Raw genomic sequence first — 16,080 nt, 5'->3', positions numbered from 1 at the left:
GAGTTCACCGTGCTCCGCCGGCGGACGAAGAAGGTCACGTCACCAGGCCATGGACAGTAGTTCTCCATGCCACGGGGGGAGCTTCGCCACGGCACCGGTCGAGACGTCGATGCTGTAGCGCCAGTCGTGGCTGTCACGCAGGCGCAGATCACCGTCGACCAGGTCGACCGCCATCTGGCCGAGGGAGTGAGCGGGGTCGGTGTTGCGCTGCTCGAGCAGAACCCGGGTCTGCCGGCCGTCACGGGCGTCGAGTTCCACCACCCGGGACACCCCGCTCCCGTCCGCGGCCTGTTCCGAGGCGATGACGTACACGTGCCTGGCGTCGGCGCTGAGCACCGGCGTGCCGGTCCGGGTCTGCGCCGTCGGAGTCGAGAGTCGCGCCGTTCCAGTAATCAGCCGGGAGTTGGCGATCAGATCGCCCCCGTCGGCCTCGGTGTCGAGAATGCGGATGCCGTCGTCCGCTCGTGTTCCGGAGAGAAAGAAGGCAAGGTACCGACCGGTGGCGTCCCAGCTGAAGGAGGACCCGGCACCACCATAGGAATAGCTGGTGCCCGGACCGTTGCGGGCGAGTGTGAAGGTCTTCGTCTCCGAGGTGCCAGGAGTGACGATCTCGATGCGGTAGGGCGAGGACTGCGCCGAACCGTCGAGGTCGGGACCGGTGGGAAGCCTCCCGCGGACCAGTCGGGTGCCGTCCGGGGACGCCGAGGTGAAGTCCTCCCCGACGCCGCCGAGGTTCCGGATCTCGGTGAGGGCGGCAGTCCGCCCGGAGCGATCGATGGTGAGCAGATACGCCACCACGCCCTCCATACTTCCGACCTCGGCACCCCCACGCGTGTCGCTGCCGCTGATGAAGAAGACGCGGTGGTCCTCCGTCGGGTTGAGACCGTGGAAGACGACTCCCGGCGGGTTCGGCACGCTCAGGCGCCGTGTCCCGGTCGGCGAATCCTGTTCGAAGACCTCGAGGGATCCGCCGCCCGTGATACTGACGACGAAGTGCGGCCTGGACGGGGGGGCTGCCAGCATCGCCGGATCGCGTACGTCATGACGCAGCACCATTACGATCACCCCGACAACGATCAGCACAAGTGTCGCCGCGGCGACCGGAAACGCCATGCGAGGGACGGCGGCGTATCGCCGTCGGCGGCGGTGCGCGGTGGGGGCCAGGCCCGCGGCAAGGCCCATGACCAGCTCCGGGACCGGCCCCGCGGCGAGCGCCGTCGCGGCGAGGGCATCGCGGAGCCGATCCTCAGTGGTGCTCATGCTTCCTCCTGCCCGAACACACGACTCAGCGTCCGCAGGCCCCTGCTCGCGGTGGAACGGACACTGGACGGGCTGATGCCCAGAACATCGGCAATCTCGTCGTCCGTGAGATCGAGGTAATAGCGAAGGACGAGGACTGCACGGCGCCGCGGGGGCAGCCGGGCCAGTGCCCGCATCACCTCAAGGCGGTCCTCGCCGACAATCGCCGCGTACTCGGCCGATTCGGCCGACCAGATCGGCGGAGGGTGCGACGCGTGCAGGCGCCGGGTCAGGGCCCGGCGGCGAAGGGCCGAGTTCGCACCGTTGACGACGGCGGTACGGACGTAGGCGGGTGCACGCCCCGGGTCGCGCAGGTCAGGCCATCGTCGCTGCAGGCCGACGAAGGCGTCCTGGACGATGTCCTCGGCGGTCGCCCGATCGCCGACGAGCAGCACCGCCAGGCGGAACAGCCCCGCCCCGTGCGCCGCGAAGACGGCGGCGACCCCGGGAGGCTCACCCGCCGCCAGCGTAGTTGTCTGTTTCACGCTACATAGACGCACCAGGCGCTGATCCGATGCTCGCCCCGCGGAAGAATCTGTACCTCCAGGAGAGTTCGCCACCACCGGACCGGAGCTTGAGAACCTGCTCAAGCGCCCAGCGACGTCCATCCGCCCGATCCTGGCCACGCCCACTACCCGGTCCTGAACTCCCCCGGCCCTGTCGATGTGGCCGCGGCCGACTCGCCGCTGGCCGGTAGGGCCTGCTCGGCCCCCGGCTCGGGGCGCTCCACAGCGACGAGCGCGACGTCGTCGCCGAGCGAGCCGCCGGTCCAGCAGACGAGCGCGCTGACCAGGTGTGCGTTCGCCTCAGGCAGCTCCGCGGCGGCGAACGCGTCCGACACGGCCGGGAGAAGCGGGAAGAACTCCCGGGTACCGCGGTTGCGGGCTTCGGCCAGGCCGTCGGTGTAGAAGAGCATCCGGTCAGACCGGGCGACAAGGTAGTGGGCCGCGGCCGGCGCGGCACCGAGACCGAGCGGTGGCTGCCGGTCGGCGACACCGAGTGGCTCCACGACGCCGCCCCGGACCCGCAGCGGGTCGGGGTGGCCGGCGTTGAGCAGCGACATCCGCCCGGCGCGGTCGATCTGGGCGACGACCGCGGTGACGAAATCCTCGTTCTCCTCACTCCCGAAGGCGGCGACCTCGCTGTCGAGCGCCGCGACCAGATCCGCCGGGTCCTCGAGCCGTCCCGCCAGCGCCCGGAAGCAGCCCAGGACACGGCTGGCGAGCCGAACCGCCTCCAGCCCCTTGCCCCGGACGTCCCCCACCAGCAGCCGCACGCCCCACGGGGTGTCCACCACCTCGTAGAGGTCTCCGCCGACGCTGGCCTCCGTGGCCGCGCTCCGGTACAGGGCGGTGAACCGCAGGCCGTCGACGACCGCCGGGACCGGGCTCAAAATGGCACGCTGCGCGACCTCGGCCACCCGCACCAGCGCGGTCAGCCGGCGCTCCCGAGCCTGGCGGGCCCGGCTCGCGGCCACGGCTATCCCGCCGCCGAGGGCGATGCCGGCGAGCCGGATCACCCGCGCGATCTGGCCCCCTCCCGCATCCGGTTCCACGACCTGGTTGGAGAGCTCCACCGCGCCAGCCCCGGCGAGCGCGGCGAGCGCGTAGACACCGGTCAGTCGTGGACCGACCGTGCTGGCAGCCAACAGCGGAGCCATGACCACGAGCGCGATGATGACGAAGTCGGGTCCCCCGACGGCGTCGACCACGCAGACCGCCACGATGATGACAAGCGGGACCACCATCGCTGCCCGCGAACGGACCCGCACGAAGCTCACGTCCAACGTGGTACCCGTCGGGTGTGCCCCGACCCGAACGGGCGGCCACCGGACGAACGGCTACGGCGGGCCGTGACGATGACCTGTCTGCTGCCGGCAGAGTGCCCTCCCCCTGACTCACCCCTCGCTCTAGGTTCGCCACCATGACCGAGACCAGCACCGGCAGGAACAGCGGACCGATCACTGGATACGCGGCCGGCGTTCCGTTCACGGCACTACCGCCAGCCGGCGGCGCCGACGTCCCGGCACCGCTGGTGGTGACCTGGCACATGATGGACGCGCCCCGTTCGGACAGCGCGTTCGCCGCCGCGCTCCCACTGGCCGACGTCCCCGCCTGGCGGGTGCATCTCGGGATGCCACTGGTCGGCCGACGTCCAGTGGAGGGAGCGTACGAGGCCGCGCTGGCCGATCCCGTGCTGCGGTACGTCGATCCGGTGGTCCGGCAGGCCACCGAGGAGTTCCTACCGGCGCTCGACGCGCTGGAGGACGAGCTCCCCCTCAGCGGCGGGCCGATCGGGATCGTCGGCGCGTCGCTCGGGGGGACGGTCGCGCTCAACGTGGTGGCCCGGGTGCCGGTCCAGGTGTCGGCGGTGGCGCTGGTGAACCCGGCCATCCGGGCGCGGACCGTGGTCGACATCTTCACCGCGGCGGCGGGCACGTCCTACGAATGGGACGAGCGGGCGCACGCCGCGGCCGATCACCTGGATTTCGTGGCCCATGCCGGGCTGATCAGCGGCCGCCGGCCGGCACCAGCGGTACTCGTGGTCAGCGGCGAGCTCGACTACCCGATCAGCCGCGCCGACGCCGGCGAGCTGGTGGCCGCGCTCCAGGCCGAGTACCAGGACCCGGCGCGGGTCCGCCTGAGCACGATCGCCGGCCTGGACCACCCACTCGCCGAACAGCCCGGCATCGAACCGGCGCCGCAGATCCCGCTGGCCAAAGTCGTCGACCGCGTGGTCAGCGAGTGGTTCCGCGCGAACCTGTGACCGCTGCAGGCAGAGATCGTCCGCCGGAGCGGCGGGTAGGTCACGGATCGCCGCCGGGCTCCGGGAGGCGAAGGCGGTCATCTCGAGGCTGCTCGCGGCTGACCGAACTTCTCGATGGCAGCCGGGGTCACCGGGGTGAAGAAGTTGACGAGGTTGCCGTCGGGGTCACGGAACAGGAACGACCGGTTACCCCAGGGCAGAGTCGTGGGCTCGCTGACGACATCCTCGACGACGTCGGTCAGGTTCCGGTAGACGCCGTCCACATCGTCGACGAGGAACTCGACGATCACGGAACGGTTGTCGGACGGGTGGGCGGCGTCCGGCGCGAACAGCGCGACGGTGCGGGTGCTGGCGATCGCGAGCGTGGCACAGGTGGTCCTGAGCTCAGCGAAATCCTGGTTGGACCAGTCCGCCCGCACGCCGATCGCGCGCTCGTAGAAGCCGACAAGACGGGCGACATCACCGGTGATGATGCGGATCGACACGAAACTCATGGTGATCTCCTCGTTCGGATGAGCCGTCGCCGCACACGCTAGAACCGATACAGGACAGAATCGGTCCGGTATTCGGGCTAAGTTCTGCCCATGGCCCGACCGACCGCTCACGTGCTCACCCTGCTGGAGCTCCTGCAGTCGGGTGGCACCAGGACCGTGGCCGAGCTCGCCGATCGGCTCGGCGTCGACGGGCGCACCGTGCGGCGGTACGTGCAGCACCTGATCGACCTCGACGTGCCCGTCGAGTCGGTGCGCGGCCGCTACGGCGGGTACCGGCTCGCCGCCGGCTACCGCCTGCCTCCGCTCATGCTGAACGACGACGAGGCGCTCGCCGTGCTGCTAGGCCTGATCGCCGGCCGCCGAGCGGGCCTGCTGACGGCGACCGGCACCGCGAGCGAGACGGCGGCGGCCAAGATCCGGCGGGTACTGCCCGAACGGCTCGCGCGCGGGCTGGACGCCGTGCTCGACTCCCTCGCCTTCACGGCCCCGCCTGGCGAGGCGGCCGCCCCGGAGACCGCCGTCGTGCTCCCCATCGCCGACGCGGTACGCCATCATCGGCCGATCTCGATCAGGTACACCGCCGCCGACGGACGGCGCAGCGAACGCACCCTGCATCCGTACGGGCTCGTCGCCCACAACGGCCGGTGGTATGTCACGGGTGCGGATCCCGGGATCGGCGAGGACCGGACCTTCCGGCTGGATCGCATCGAGCACGCACGGACCCTGCCGGGGTCATTCGAGCCGCCCGACGGACTCGATCCGGCGCAGCGCGTCCTATCCGGACTCGCCAATGCTCCGTACCGGCATGAGGTGATTCTGCGGATCCAGGGAACTGTCGAACAGATTCGCGCCCGGCTTCCCGCCAGCGTCGCGATCATGGAAGAGCCTCCGTCCACAGGAGACGCCGATCCCGGAACCGAGCGCTGGCTGCGGGTCGAGCTCCGAGCGGAACGGCTCGACTGGCTTCCCCCGGTGCTCGCGTCACTCGACCGGCCCTTCGTCATCGAGCGACCAGATGACCTCCGCGGCCTCGTCCTGGCGCTCGCCGACCGCCTCGCGACCTCCGCCCACACAGACCGCCTCGCACATGACCGGAACCCATGAGGCTGGCGAAACACCCAGGCGGTGGGTCGGCAGCGTGGCCGCGGCCGCGGTGGTGGGCCGCAGTGGCGGGAAGAGTTCGAGCCGGTCAGACGGACCTCCGAGCCGTGCAGGGTCCGCGATTGATATCCCGCCCGGCTCGAGCCCACGGTACATCCCTCACGTTCTTCGATCACAGCCCGCCCTGCTGCCAGGGCATGCAGAGCTGTCGTTAGGCTCACGCATCGTGTCGGGGGAAATGGGTTGTTTCGCGACGGACGTCAGTGAACGTCGTTCCTGGAGCAGGCCCCATCGTGATTGTTGATCGTGCGCATGTGGCTGCGGCACTACCGGGCTATGAGCTGGGTGATCAGATCGGCGCCGGAGCGTTCGGGCTGGTGCTCGCCGGCTGGCACCGTCGCCTGGGGCGCGATGTCGCGATCAAGGTGCTGGCCGCGCGGGACCGTTCCGGGCTGGCCGCCAGTTTCGCCGCCGAGGCACAGATCCTCGCCAGCCTTGATCATCCGCACATCGTCCGGGTGTACGACTACGTCGAGACCGACGACCTGCGCCTGATCGTGATGGAGATGCTGGCTGGGGGGACCCTGACCCTCCACCAGGCGAGCATCGGCCAGCCGGGGGCCTGTGCGGTCGGCCTGGCCGTGGCCGGAGCCTTGTCGTGTGCGCATTCCAGGGGTGTGCTGCACCGCGACATCAAGCCCGACAACATGCTGTTCGACGCCGCGGGACTACTCAAGGTAGCCGATTTCGGAATCGCCAAGCTGTTAAGCGGGTCGGCGGCCACCGCGAGCTCAGTGGTCGGAACACCGCTGTTCATGGCCCCCGAGCAGATCGCGGGGGGCCGGCTGGGGCCGGCCACAGATCTGTACGCACTCGGAGTGGTGCTGTATCTGCTGTTGGCCGGTACAAGGTCGTTCGGCCCAGCGGCGGCTACACAGCCTCCGTGGTCAAACCCCATCGACCAGCACACCCTGCCGCCGCCGATCGGAGTACCCGAGCCGGTGGCAACGGTGGTTCTACGCATGCTTTCCCCGGTCCCAGCAGACCGGCCGCCATCCGCGCACGCTTTCGCCGTCGATCTCGCCCAGGCCGCCGCCACCGCATACGGCCCGGGGTGGATCTCCACGGCCGGGGTGTCGCTTCGGCTCGACGACGATGTGCGCGCCGCCGCTGAACGCCCGGCGAGACCCACCCGACTGCCACCATCATCCGCCGCCGACGACATGTCGCCTTCGCATACCGCAGACAGCAGTCCGGAGGATGGGCCCGCCAGCGAGAGCGTGGCCAGCCGTGGGCGCCACGCACGGCCGCATCCCCGGCTGGCCTCGTCGCCGCGCCACCGGCTCGCCACCGGCGTGGTGCTCCTCCTACTCGCCGTTGCCGGCACCGTCCTTATCCCTGTCGCTGCGCGCAGTGGGAATCCGAACGAGCCCAGTTCTCACCCCGTCGCACTGGGCGCCTCCGCCCAGGAAACGCCGGCTCCCGCCGCCCAGGCGCTGGGCCAACCCTTGACGGATCACACCGACTGGGTGGCCTCGGTGGCGTTTTCCCCGGACGGCAACACCCTGGCCAGCAGCAGCAAGGACACGACAATCCGGCTCTGGGACATCACCGACCGCACCCGTCCCCACCCCCTCGGCCAACCCCTCGCCGGCCACACCCTCGGAGTGATGTGGGTGGCGTTTTCCCCGGACGGCAACACCCTGGCCAGCAGCAGCAGGGACACCACAATCCGGCTCTGGGACATCACCGACCGCACCCGTCCCCATCCGCTCGGTCAGCCCCTTACCGGCCACACGGACGCCGTGACCTCGGTGCCAGTATATGCGATCATGCTACAGTCTGCGGCATCTTACGAACTTGCGGCCTGACCTGCGCTTGCATGGCGCTAGCTGTGGCTAGCATCGGGTGGGTGCAGCCCTCCGAGTCCTGCACCCACCCGACACGCACGCCGGTCAGGTTGTCCGCAGGGTGCCCGACACAATGCGTAGCCAGACGTAGTTTCGTTTGGTCGTGAAGCCCACGACTCGCGCAAATACGATGCTGGCGTCATGGATTGACCGACACCCGATTACCTCGCCGGTCGTGAGGTTGTCGCCAGCGGAACTTCCTCGTATCTCATGGACGATTATTCCATCGGGATCGATGTTCGTGAGATCGATGCTCAGGAATTCGGGTCTGGCGTCTGCGTGGGGGTTTTCCGGTCTGCAGTGCTGCCTGCGGGGGTGCGCCCGACCGGTCCGCCGGACGTCGTCGAACAGTGCCCGTAGGGCTTTCACCCGTTTCTTCGCGTCGCTGATCTGGCCGTGGGTTCTGCTGAACTCTGCGTCTGCGAGCCCGAGACTGTAGCCGTAGTGGTCGAGGTTCCGCCGCATGTTCTCAAAAACGCGCTCGGCCGATTCCAGCTCCAGGTCGAAAAGAAGGAAGAGGTTGTCTCTGATATTGCCCGTCACGCTGTTACCGTGGTCGTGTGGTTCAGGGTCGAGGTACCTCATTCGGACTCACCATCGACGACGAAGTGTTCCGACTGGATTCCGTAGCGGAAGATCTCCCACTCGCCGGCCGGGATTTTCAGCGCCGGACCGTCGGGGAACTGGCGGTGCCGTAGGACCACGTAGCCGTCCGCGAGATTCGCGATCTCGAATGTGTCAGCCCCGGAGCCCAGAACGCGGAACCAGGACAGATTTTCGCGTCCGAATATCGGATGCTCGCAGTGACAATGGAGAGCGTAGTTTCGATCCCACTCTTTGAGTGCGTCGAGACCGTCCAGCATTGTCGACCACCTTCCGACGAACCAGCGGATCAGATCCGCCCGTCTTGCGGATGGAAGGAGGAAAACCACAGCGCGACGTGTACACGCGAAATCATGGGCCTTCCGTAACCCCCAATCCTCATCCACCGACTCGGCGAACAGTTCCAGATCACTGATTGCTTCTTGCGCACGTTTCAGTGCCGCGTCGGGAATCATGCGAACCAAGATCTTCCCCCTTCCTCGTGGATGGCACCCGAGGCCAAGGAGTCACGAGACGACGTCGTCCCCCTGCTCGACCGAGCCCCGGGTGCCTGACCTAGACACTGGTCCACGCGCACCGTCACGGCGACTGCATCCCGGTGCGCAACGGATGCATAATCGATGCATCGCGTGCACCGAGGTGAGGGGAAGCGGTCGGCATGGCGCCTAGCGGGAAGGATCGGCGGGGCCTTGCGGACCGCCGCAAGGCCCAGGGGCTCAGCCAAGAGGCACTTGCGAATTTGCTTGGAGTAGAACGGTCGACGGTCTACCGCTGGGAACGTGGTGAGACCGACCCTCAACCATCAATCAGACCGCTTATTGCGAATACCCTTCAGATTTCGCTAGACGATCTGTCGGAACTCCTTTGCGCGTCGAAAATCCAGCCGAATCCGGCCGATATTACCCCCGACCCAGTGAGCTACAACGCGGAAATACTCGCGCAGGAAAATGGATGCGATATAGACGCCAAGTTCCGCGAGCCGATCGATGACGTCTACTTGGGGCGCGCAAGAGTCCAGATCCGACAGCTACTGGAGATGGAACACCTATTCGGGGGGGAGCGCATATCAGGTGTCGCGCTAGACTCGGCGCAATCCTTTGAGAGGAAAATTTCTGCGTCGCCGATTGTCCGGGGAATGGAACGCGACGTTTTCGCGACTGCTGCCGAATTTTTCGAAGTAGCGGGGTGGTTCCTCGTTGACACCGCAAGACACTCAAAGATCCGAGAGGTGAACAGTCGAGCACTGCACTACTGCGGACTTTCCGGGGATCGAAGCATGGAGATTTTCGTCATTCAGAATATGTCCATGCATGCAAGCGAAAGCGACCGGCCTAGTGAAGCGCTGAACCTTGCGCGGGGAATACTTGACAGGCAGGTTTCGCCGCGCATTGAAGCTCTTTTTCTCGCCCGGGAGGCGCGCGCCCTCGCAGCGCGCGGCGAAGAATCGGCGATACGTTCTTTCGCAGCGGCGCAATCCTGTTTCTCTGCTGGGGTTAGGAACTCCGACCCAAGCTGGAGCTGGTGGGTAGATGATACGGAGTTTCTAATTCAAGAATCTCTGATGTATGCAGATCTTCAAGAGTGGGAAAGGGCTGCCGAGATCCTTGGTGGCCACGTGGATTCCGCGTCCATCGACAGCCCATATTTCTATTTTTGCCTCGCTCATCTGGCGAGGATTCAAACTGGCATGCAAGCATGGGAGGATGCGGAAACCACGAGCACTAAAATTCTCGGCGCGATAGAGGATATAAGTTCCTCGCGAATCAAGGGAATTATTCAGAGGTATACGCGACAGATTATCGGATCCGATCTCGCTTCTGTCTCGGCTAAGGATGCCGCACATGCTCTTCGCTTGGCGGTAAGCAACTAAGCGCGAAGCGACCCTCGCACCGTAACCTTGTGTAACCATCCGAGCGGGTCTGCGTGGGAAGGCTGCCCGCACGGGGAGGGGGCGGAAGGTGGTCTTTCCCGCATTTTGCTGGTCCTGCGATAGGAGCCGCTAACATGCTAACGAGCAGTTCAGGGGCGTTTTCCGCCGCTATACGGGGGTGCTAACGCTAGCACCGACGGCGCTAACGTTAGCCGCCTCTATGGCCGCGCACGGACGGTGATTTTGCTACTTTAAGTGACCAATCTGGCCTTGTGGGTCGCTTGACCGGTGACCGCGCTGGCGGTGGCGGTGGGGTAGCGGGGATGCCGCTACGGGTAGCGGCGGCGCTACCCGTGCCGCTACCGGGGTCGCGGGTGCTGAGCTGGTGTTTCACGGGCGGGTAGCGGGTAGCGGCCGCCGGCGGTGCGTTGCCCTGGTTGCGGGTTCTTGCCGGGTGCGGGGTGCGTCGAGCCGCTACCGCTACCCGCGCTTGCCGTTGCTAGCGAAACGCTGTCTGTGGCAAGCGCTAGGTGCCGGTCGATGCCGGGGCGGGAGCTGGTGTGGGTGGCGTGGCAGGGTCTGTGAGGAGGTCCGTGGGGCTGCTAGACCTAGCGGCCCCACCTGCTAGGTCTAGCAGCCCCTCTAGCGGCTGTAAGGGGCTCTGGCCTGGGTTCTAGTGCCTAGCAGCAGTCCGCGCGGATGGGCCTAGAACGGCCCCTGGCGGGCTTTGCGGGTCCTTCGGGAGCTGCTAGGCATGCGCACGCTCGGCGGCGCTGGAGGGGCCGTGTGGTTCGCGGTCGGGTGGTGGGCGCGGCTGTGCCGATGGTGGGTCGGGCCGGCGGGACCGATCGACCATCGCGTGATCAACCTATCGCGTCGTTGAGCATCCTCTCACCACGACTGCGCCCGGCCGGCATCGTTTGCTTCCGCTTGCCAATGTTTGACGGATCTTAGAGCTTGATCGAATCGTTGAACTAGGTGTACGGCCCTGACCCGCGCCGCTCTCGACCCCACCTCGTTGTGATCTTCCGGCCAGATGATCGCCGGTCGTTCTGCGTTCTGGAGGGTGTTTGCCGCGTCGTGCCGCCGCACCGTCATCGATTCAGATTCCACAGCCGAGAAAGAGCTCTCATGCGCAACCGCCACGCGAGGATGACACCGATAAGGAAAGCACTCCAGATGATGCCGAGACGGAGGAAGATGCACGCGCACGATGGATTGCTCGGACACTTGCCGAGTCCCCGCCGATTATGGTCCCGGACGCCGCGCGGATCGCCCTAATTCTGGCCCCGGTCTACCAGCGGGCTACTGGCGCCGATGAATCCGGAAGATAGTACTCGGCGGTACATAAAGAGGGGCCCCACCCGGTTCGGGTGGGGCCCCTCTTTGCGTCTACCGGCGGCTACTGCGTGGACGGGATATCGTCCTGTTGCTGATGGCGCCACACGACACGTACGCGGTCGGGCTGGAACGTGTTTCCGTACTTCCCGCGCCGTTCCGACGGTCGGATCTCGATTCGGTCGACCAGAATTTCCAGCAGTGCGCGCCGTTCCGAGAGGGTTCCAGATTTCCAGGCGGTAGCCGCGTGCGCCCCCGGAAGGACAACGCGGGCGCGCGCTTCCTCTTCCGCTTCTGTTCGTGCCTTCTCTAGTTCTTTCTCTGCGGCGCGGTGCGCGGCCCCATACGCACTGTCGGAGATCTCATCAGTGGCCCACTGTTCAGCGAGCCTTTCGAGTTTCGCGGTCAGATTGGAGACACGCGCGGCGGATCGCGACGGCGCCTCACTCGCCGTGTATTCCGCAGATTCCGCGAGTTTCGCCGCGAACAGGGAGATGATCAGGTCGTCCAGCGGGTCGGCCATGATGGACATCTTCAGTTCGCATTTCCCTTTCGGGACGATGCACCGGTAGGTGCGTGGCCGTACCCCGCTGGACGTGTTCCGCATCTTGTTACCGCAGGTCGCGCACACCAGGAACCCTGACAGGAGGTTCGTGATGTCGTTCGCTGCCTTACGGCCCTTGGTGGCGCGGCTGTCCAACGTGCTCTTGACCGCCATCCACTCTTCAACGCTGATGATCGCAGGCCATTCGGCCTTACCCACAATGTTGTCATGCGAGTGGTGTGTCCGCAGACCGGCGATGCCGGGGCGGCGCAGCATATACCGCAGAGCCTGTGATTCCCACCATTTCCCGCCGTTCGCGGTCGGGACTCCCCGCAGGTTGAAATCCGTCGCGATCGCATGTAGCGAGTCTCCCGCGATAACCCGCCGCGCCGCCTCCCGAAGAATCGTAGCTTCGGGCTCGTTGATCCGGTAGGAGCGTTCAACCTTGCCGTCGACGATTTCCAGGTGTCGTTCTATTCCGTACGGGCGGCGGCCCCCGGCATACTTTCCCTGTTCGGCGAGACGTAGGTGCGCCCGGGTGGTCCGAACCGAGATTTTCTCGGATTCGTTGGTGTCCTTCACCCCGTCGGAATCGAACTGGCCTCGCCCAACCTCAGAGGTGAAATCGTAGATCGTCCCATCCGTCGTGTATACCTTGCCGCCGACGGACTCCATAAGGTCGATGAACTCTGCCCGCTGTCGCCGTTGCCGAACAAGCCGGCTACCCCGGACACAGGCAACCGCCACGTATTTACCCGCCTTGATATCGGCGATCAGACGGTTATACCCCTCCCGTTCGACTTCCTTTTTGAAGGCGGATACATCGTTGTCCTCGTAGATCTCGCCGACCTCCAGGCCGGGTATCCCCTCGATAAGGGCGATCACGTCCTTGATCTGGTCCGAAACGCCGTGCCGCTTCCCGTACCGGTCATAGCTGATACGGACGTAAATCGGTACGAGAGTGACGCCGGTTACCATAGGAGGAGTGTAGGGCTTCGACCCATAGATCTGTAGCATGATCGCATCCATGGGTGGCGTTCTTCCCGGACGGCCGCACCCTGATCAGCAGCAGCAGGGACAACACAATACGGCTCTGGGACATCACCGACCGCACCCGCGCCCGCCCCCTCGGCTCGCCCCTGTCGGGCCACAGCGACTGGGTCACCTCGCTAGCGTTAACCATGGACGGCCGCACCCTGGCCAGCAGCAGCCTCGACAGCACAGTGCGGCTGTGGAACATGGCCGACCGATCTCATCCCCACCTCATCGGCCTGCCCCTTACCGGACATACCGGCGGAGTGAACTCAGTAGCTTTCTCCCTGGACAGCCGGACCCTGGCCAGCAGCGGCAGGGACACCACAATCCGACTCTGGGATGTCACCGACCGGTCTGCTCCCCGCCTGCTCGGGGGGCCGATCACCGGCCACACCAACACCGTCGGACCGGTGACGTTCTCTCAGGACGGCGACACCCTGATCAGCGGAAGCTACGACGAGACCGTACGAATATGGGACGTGACCGACCGGTCCCATCCCCGCCTGCTTGGTCTGCCCCTGACCGGTCACACTGACTGGATTTGGTCGGTAGCGTTGTCGCCGGACGGTCAAACCCTTGCCAGCGGCAGCAAGGACAACCCAATACGGCTGTGGGCCCTTCCCTGACCAGAAGCCGCGCGAACTAATAATTTGCGGCACTGCGGTGCGGACGATCGGGGGTCGATCGTTGCACCACCTGTCAGTTGGGTGCCGGGTGACGCAACGATCTTCCCTTGTTCAGGCTCAATTCAGAGACTGCTGCACTGATTACTCTTCCAACCCCCGACGGTGTTCAGCACTCCGTAGTTGACAGGTGCGGGCTGATTACCAGAGCAGGACAGGCTACCGCCGATATGGTTCCCCGACACCACAATCGGCCTTTGCCCTGTGTTGTTGTTAACTACCAGCACTGAAGACCCGATGTTTGTGTGAGAAACGAGCACCTGGCCGGTTGTCTGGCCGATGCTGAGCGACCCACCGACACCGACGTTACGGATGTGAACTCTGGTCGCACCACCAGTGTTGATCGACCCGCCGATGCTGGCTTTATCGGCGACGAAACCAGCGCCACCCGAGACATTAATCGAACCGGTCACTCTGGCTCCTGGTGCCAGGCACGTAACACCCGTGGTCAGGCTCAGCGAACCCTGATGAGTGCCGGCCACAGTGCGGTCACACGACTGGAAGTAGTTCTCGAACTCGTAGTCAGATATTTTTTGACCACCCCTCGTACCCACCTCACCACTGGTGCGGAAGTGAACCCCCACGTTGATCCGAGCATTGATCATCTCTCCTGCCATTTGAGAGAAGGTCGTGAAGCTCCGGGTTGTGTTGGAAGACCGACTGAAGACACTGATCGCGCCTCCGGCGATGGTGTCACTGCCGAAGAAATCCTCGAATGCCCTCGTGTACACTCCAGCAGCGTAGTTGTGGCCCGCCGGGTATTCCGGATGCTCCCACTCCGACTGGTCTTCCAACGGCAGCCAATTCGGATCGACCGCTGTCGCCGGGTTCCCGTCTGTGTCAGCCTCGCGGATCGCCGTAACCGGCCGCCACCTGTGGTAGAGGTACTTGTTGTGGCCAACCATTATCTGGCCGTCAGCCTCCGCAAGAGCTGTCATGGCGAACAGGCGAGCCGTCTCTGACCCATCGAGGCCCTGACGCCGGGCGAGTTGCGCGGCGATGTCGCCCCACGGCGCCTGTTGCCAGTATAGTCCGACATCAAGCTGTTCCGGCGTCCGCGTCGCGCTTGACTGCGACCCCAGGCTTTTTGTCTCGTTGACGTCTGCCGCGTACTGTTCACTTGTCAGCGGGATCGGCGCCTCAACCTGAAATCGCTCAACCCCGGGAATTAGGAACGGCTTCACATTCCTAACCCAAGCATGGGCATCCAGCTGGTAGCTCGGAGGTACCGGCCGGAATTTCCCAGGCTCATTTCCGGTTGGGAACGTCTCGTCTTCCGCATTGCGCCCATCGTTCTGGCGGGCGGCGAGCATCGCCGATGCAGCCTCCTCACCCACAGCGATGCCGCCGTTCTTCGCGGGGCCGTTGGGAATCAAGGCGAGGGTGGACTGGTATTTGGAATCGAGCATTGATTCCATCTCCGGGAGGAGGCTCAACAGCACCCTGTAGGAAGCTGTCGCCGCCGCCGCTCCCACAGAGTCGCCTGGATCCGCCGAGGGAGGTATGGCAACGTATGCCTGATGGGTACGGGAGATCCCGTTTGTCGCGTCATAGACCGCACCGTTGACAATCGCCTTGTCGGGTGCGGAGACCCACGGCGGGGTTGCGCCCGTCAAACCCCTGTTGAACAGCAGAAAACCACTGGTCTGGTACCAGTCGATGATTATATTTCTATCGGTTTCGGTTGATGCGGATGCGGGTGCCGCCGATACGATTGGTACGGTGGCAGCAGCCAGACAGGACAGGGTGGCACCCCAAATTCCCGCCAGACATCCTTTGCGACTTAATTGTCGGCTTCTCATGCCTACCTTCTCCCTTGCCGGCATCATGGGGATTTTTTGCTTCGGGGCCAACAGCCCGCCGCCATTACAGCAAAACCTCCTGGCGCGTCGTCGACGACACGCCATACATGAAGTCCCGTAGCCACAGAGATCGATAGGTATAGCCGGTCGGAGGACAGGTGCACTTCCAGATCGCGACGGGTGTTACTGTAGTACCATTAGCAGGATTTAAAATATCCACACTATCGCGCTTTTGCAGGCACCTGATTATTGTCCTGGCTCAGGACATCGACGACACGTGTCCCGGGTCATCGGTGACAGTGCTGGTGTGTTCGATGACCGGCGATGTCGAAGGCGCGGTTGGTCATCGCGGCGTTGGTCGTTGAGGGGCAGAGCCCTGCGGAGGTCGCTCGCCGGTACGGGGTGAGTCGGGGCTGGGTGTACAAGCTCAAGGCCCGCCATAAGACCGAGGGCCAGGCGGCGCGCAAGCCGCGATCCCGGCGGCCGAAGTCGTCCCCGAGCGCGACACCGTCGGCGACGGTCGAGCTCGTGCTGCGGTTACGTAAGCAGCTGTCCGAGCAGGGCTCCGGCACGCTCGCGTTCTGAGTTGATCTGTCCGTGATCTTCGGGTCTGGCGGTTCGCCTGGGTTGTCATG

15 protein-coding genes are annotated in these 16,080 nt (G+C 65.3%); 7 read left to right on the top strand and 8 right to left on the bottom strand.

The genetic code is table 11. The features are described 5' to 3' along the window. Positions 1–39: 39 nt before the first annotated feature. The 3 genes from MXD62_RS34335 to MXD62_RS34325 form a co-directional block, all read right to left on the bottom strand. Positions 40–1,260 (bottom strand): hypothetical protein, encoded by a 1,221-nt coding sequence (locus MXD62_RS34335; protein WP_248833505.1) that lies wholly within the window; start codon positions 1,258–1,260, stop codon positions 40–42. Beyond that, positions 1,257–1,784, bottom strand: coding sequence for an RNA polymerase sigma factor (locus MXD62_RS34330; RefSeq protein WP_248833504.1), 528 nt, complete (start codon positions 1,782–1,784; stop codon positions 1,257–1,259). The genes MXD62_RS34335 and MXD62_RS34330 overlap by 4 nt, the downstream gene beginning before the upstream one ends. Before the next feature lie 146 nt (positions 1,785–1,930). After that, positions 1,931–3,070, bottom strand: coding sequence for a PP2C family protein-serine/threonine phosphatase (locus MXD62_RS34325; RefSeq protein WP_248833503.1), 1,140 nt, complete (start codon positions 3,068–3,070; stop codon positions 1,931–1,933). Positions 3,071–3,222: 152 nt separating this feature from the next. Between MXD62_RS34325 and MXD62_RS34320 the strand changes: the two genes are divergently transcribed. Continuing rightward, positions 3,223–4,065 carry a prolyl oligopeptidase family serine peptidase gene (locus MXD62_RS34320; RefSeq protein WP_248833502.1) on the top strand — a complete coding sequence of 281 codons (843 nt, stop codon included), beginning with the start codon at positions 3,223–3,225 and terminating at the stop codon, positions 4,063–4,065. 77 nt (positions 4,066–4,142) lie between these two features. On the opposite strand, the gene MXD62_RS34315 is transcribed toward MXD62_RS34320, so the two are convergent. Next, entirely contained in the window at positions 4,143–4,559 is a 417-nt protein-coding gene (locus tag MXD62_RS34315) for a VOC family protein (RefSeq protein WP_248833501.1), read from the bottom strand. Positions 4,560–4,649: 90 nt separating this feature from the next. Between MXD62_RS34315 and MXD62_RS34310 the strand changes: the two genes are divergently transcribed. Together MXD62_RS34310 and MXD62_RS34305 are read left to right on the top strand one after the other, a co-directional pair. Next, complete coding sequence (locus MXD62_RS34310) at positions 4,650–5,663, top strand: YafY family protein (RefSeq protein WP_248833500.1); 1,014 nt, start codon at positions 4,650–4,652, stop codon at positions 5,661–5,663. 374 nt (positions 5,664–6,037) lie between these two features. After that, a complete protein-coding gene (locus MXD62_RS34305) occupies positions 6,038–7,531 on the top strand; it encodes a WD40 repeat domain-containing serine/threonine protein kinase (RefSeq protein ID WP_248833499.1) in 1,494 nt (497 codons plus the stop codon). 84 nt (positions 7,532–7,615) lie between these two features. Here MXD62_RS34305 and MXD62_RS34300 read toward each other — a convergent pair whose 3' ends face one another. Further along, positions 7,616–8,155: a hypothetical protein gene (locus MXD62_RS34300; RefSeq protein WP_248833498.1), complete on the bottom strand. Its 540-nt coding sequence runs from the start codon at positions 8,153–8,155 to the stop codon at positions 7,616–7,618. Continuing rightward, entirely contained in the window at positions 8,152–8,628 is a 477-nt protein-coding gene (locus tag MXD62_RS34295; protein WP_248833497.1) for a hypothetical protein, read from the bottom strand. The genes MXD62_RS34300 and MXD62_RS34295 overlap by 4 nt, the downstream gene beginning before the upstream one ends. A 203-nt stretch (positions 8,629–8,831) precedes the next feature. Between MXD62_RS34295 and MXD62_RS34290 the strand changes: the two genes are divergently transcribed. Further along, on the top strand, positions 8,832–10,043 hold the full coding sequence (locus MXD62_RS34290) for a helix-turn-helix transcriptional regulator (protein ID WP_248833496.1): 1,212 nt from the start codon (positions 8,832–8,834) through the stop codon (positions 10,041–10,043). 1,402 nt (positions 10,044–11,445) lie between these two features. On the opposite strand, the gene MXD62_RS34285 is transcribed toward MXD62_RS34290, so the two are convergent. Next, complete coding sequence (locus MXD62_RS34285; RefSeq protein ID WP_248833495.1) at positions 11,446–12,954, bottom strand: recombinase family protein; 1,509 nt, start codon at positions 12,952–12,954, stop codon at positions 11,446–11,448. A 2-nt stretch (positions 12,955–12,956) separates the two neighbouring features. Between MXD62_RS34285 and MXD62_RS34280 the strand changes: the two genes are divergently transcribed. Continuing rightward, the gene (locus MXD62_RS34280) at positions 12,957–13,586 is read left to right on the top strand and encodes a WD40 repeat domain-containing protein (RefSeq protein WP_248833494.1); all 630 of its coding nucleotides are present in this window, start codon (positions 12,957–12,959) and stop codon (positions 13,584–13,586) included. A gap of 122 nt (positions 13,587–13,708) precedes the next feature. Here the strand turns inward: MXD62_RS34280 and MXD62_RS34275 are convergent, their stop codons facing one another. Further along, a complete protein-coding gene (locus MXD62_RS34275) occupies positions 13,709–15,445 on the bottom strand; it encodes a vanadium-dependent haloperoxidase (RefSeq protein WP_248833493.1) in 1,737 nt (578 codons plus the stop codon). 158 nt (positions 15,446–15,603) lie between these two features. Here MXD62_RS34275 and MXD62_RS34270 point away from each other — a divergent pair, with 158 nt between their 5' ends. After that, positions 15,604–15,810 (top strand): hypothetical protein, encoded by a 207-nt coding sequence (locus MXD62_RS34270; protein WP_248833561.1) that lies wholly within the window; start codon positions 15,604–15,606, stop codon positions 15,808–15,810. Then, positions 15,770–16,030, top strand: coding sequence for a helix-turn-helix domain-containing protein (locus MXD62_RS34265; RefSeq protein WP_248833492.1), 261 nt, complete (start codon positions 15,770–15,772; stop codon positions 16,028–16,030). The genes MXD62_RS34270 and MXD62_RS34265 overlap by 41 nt, the downstream gene beginning before the upstream one ends. Positions 16,031–16,080 lie beyond the last annotated feature (50 nt).

The organism is Frankia sp. Mgl5, from assembly GCF_023242985.1.
GTDB lineage: Bacteria > Actinomycetota > Actinomycetes > Frankiales > Frankiaceae > Parafrankia > Parafrankia soli.
The sequence above is the reverse complement of the archived record's forward strand: the minus strand, read 5'-3'. Positions and strand labels throughout refer to the sequence as shown.

Excerpts from the sequence above, each read along its gene's own strand:
- MXD62_RS34335 (WP_248833505.1), bottom strand. The coding sequence starts at position 1,260 with ATGAGCACCACTGAGGATCGGCTCCGCGATGCCCTCGCCGCGACGGCG.
- MXD62_RS34320 (WP_248833502.1), top strand. The coding sequence starts at position 3,223 with ATGACCGAGACCAGCACCGGCAGGAACAGCGGACCGATCACTGGATAC.
- MXD62_RS34315 (WP_248833501.1), bottom strand. The coding sequence starts at position 4,559 with ATGAGTTTCGTGTCGATCCGCATCATCACCGGTGATGTCGCCCGTCTT.
- MXD62_RS34310 (WP_248833500.1), top strand. The coding sequence starts at position 4,650 with ATGGCCCGACCGACCGCTCACGTGCTCACCCTGCTGGAGCTCCTGCAG.
- MXD62_RS34300 (WP_248833498.1), bottom strand. The coding sequence starts at position 8,155 with ATGAGGTACCTCGACCCTGAACCACACGACCACGGTAACAGCGTGACG.
- MXD62_RS34295 (WP_248833497.1), bottom strand. The coding sequence starts at position 8,628 with ATGATTCCCGACGCGGCACTGAAACGTGCGCAAGAAGCAATCAGTGAT.
- MXD62_RS34290 (WP_248833496.1), top strand. The coding sequence starts at position 8,832 with ATGGCGCCTAGCGGGAAGGATCGGCGGGGCCTTGCGGACCGCCGCAAG.
- MXD62_RS34285 (WP_248833495.1), bottom strand. The coding sequence starts at position 12,954 with ATGGATGCGATCATGCTACAGATCTATGGGTCGAAGCCCTACACTCCT.
- MXD62_RS34275 (WP_248833493.1), bottom strand. The coding sequence starts at position 15,445 with ATGAGAAGCCGACAATTAAGTCGCAAAGGATGTCTGGCGGGAATTTGG.
- MXD62_RS34265 (WP_248833492.1), top strand. The coding sequence starts at position 15,770 with ATGTCGAAGGCGCGGTTGGTCATCGCGGCGTTGGTCGTTGAGGGGCAG.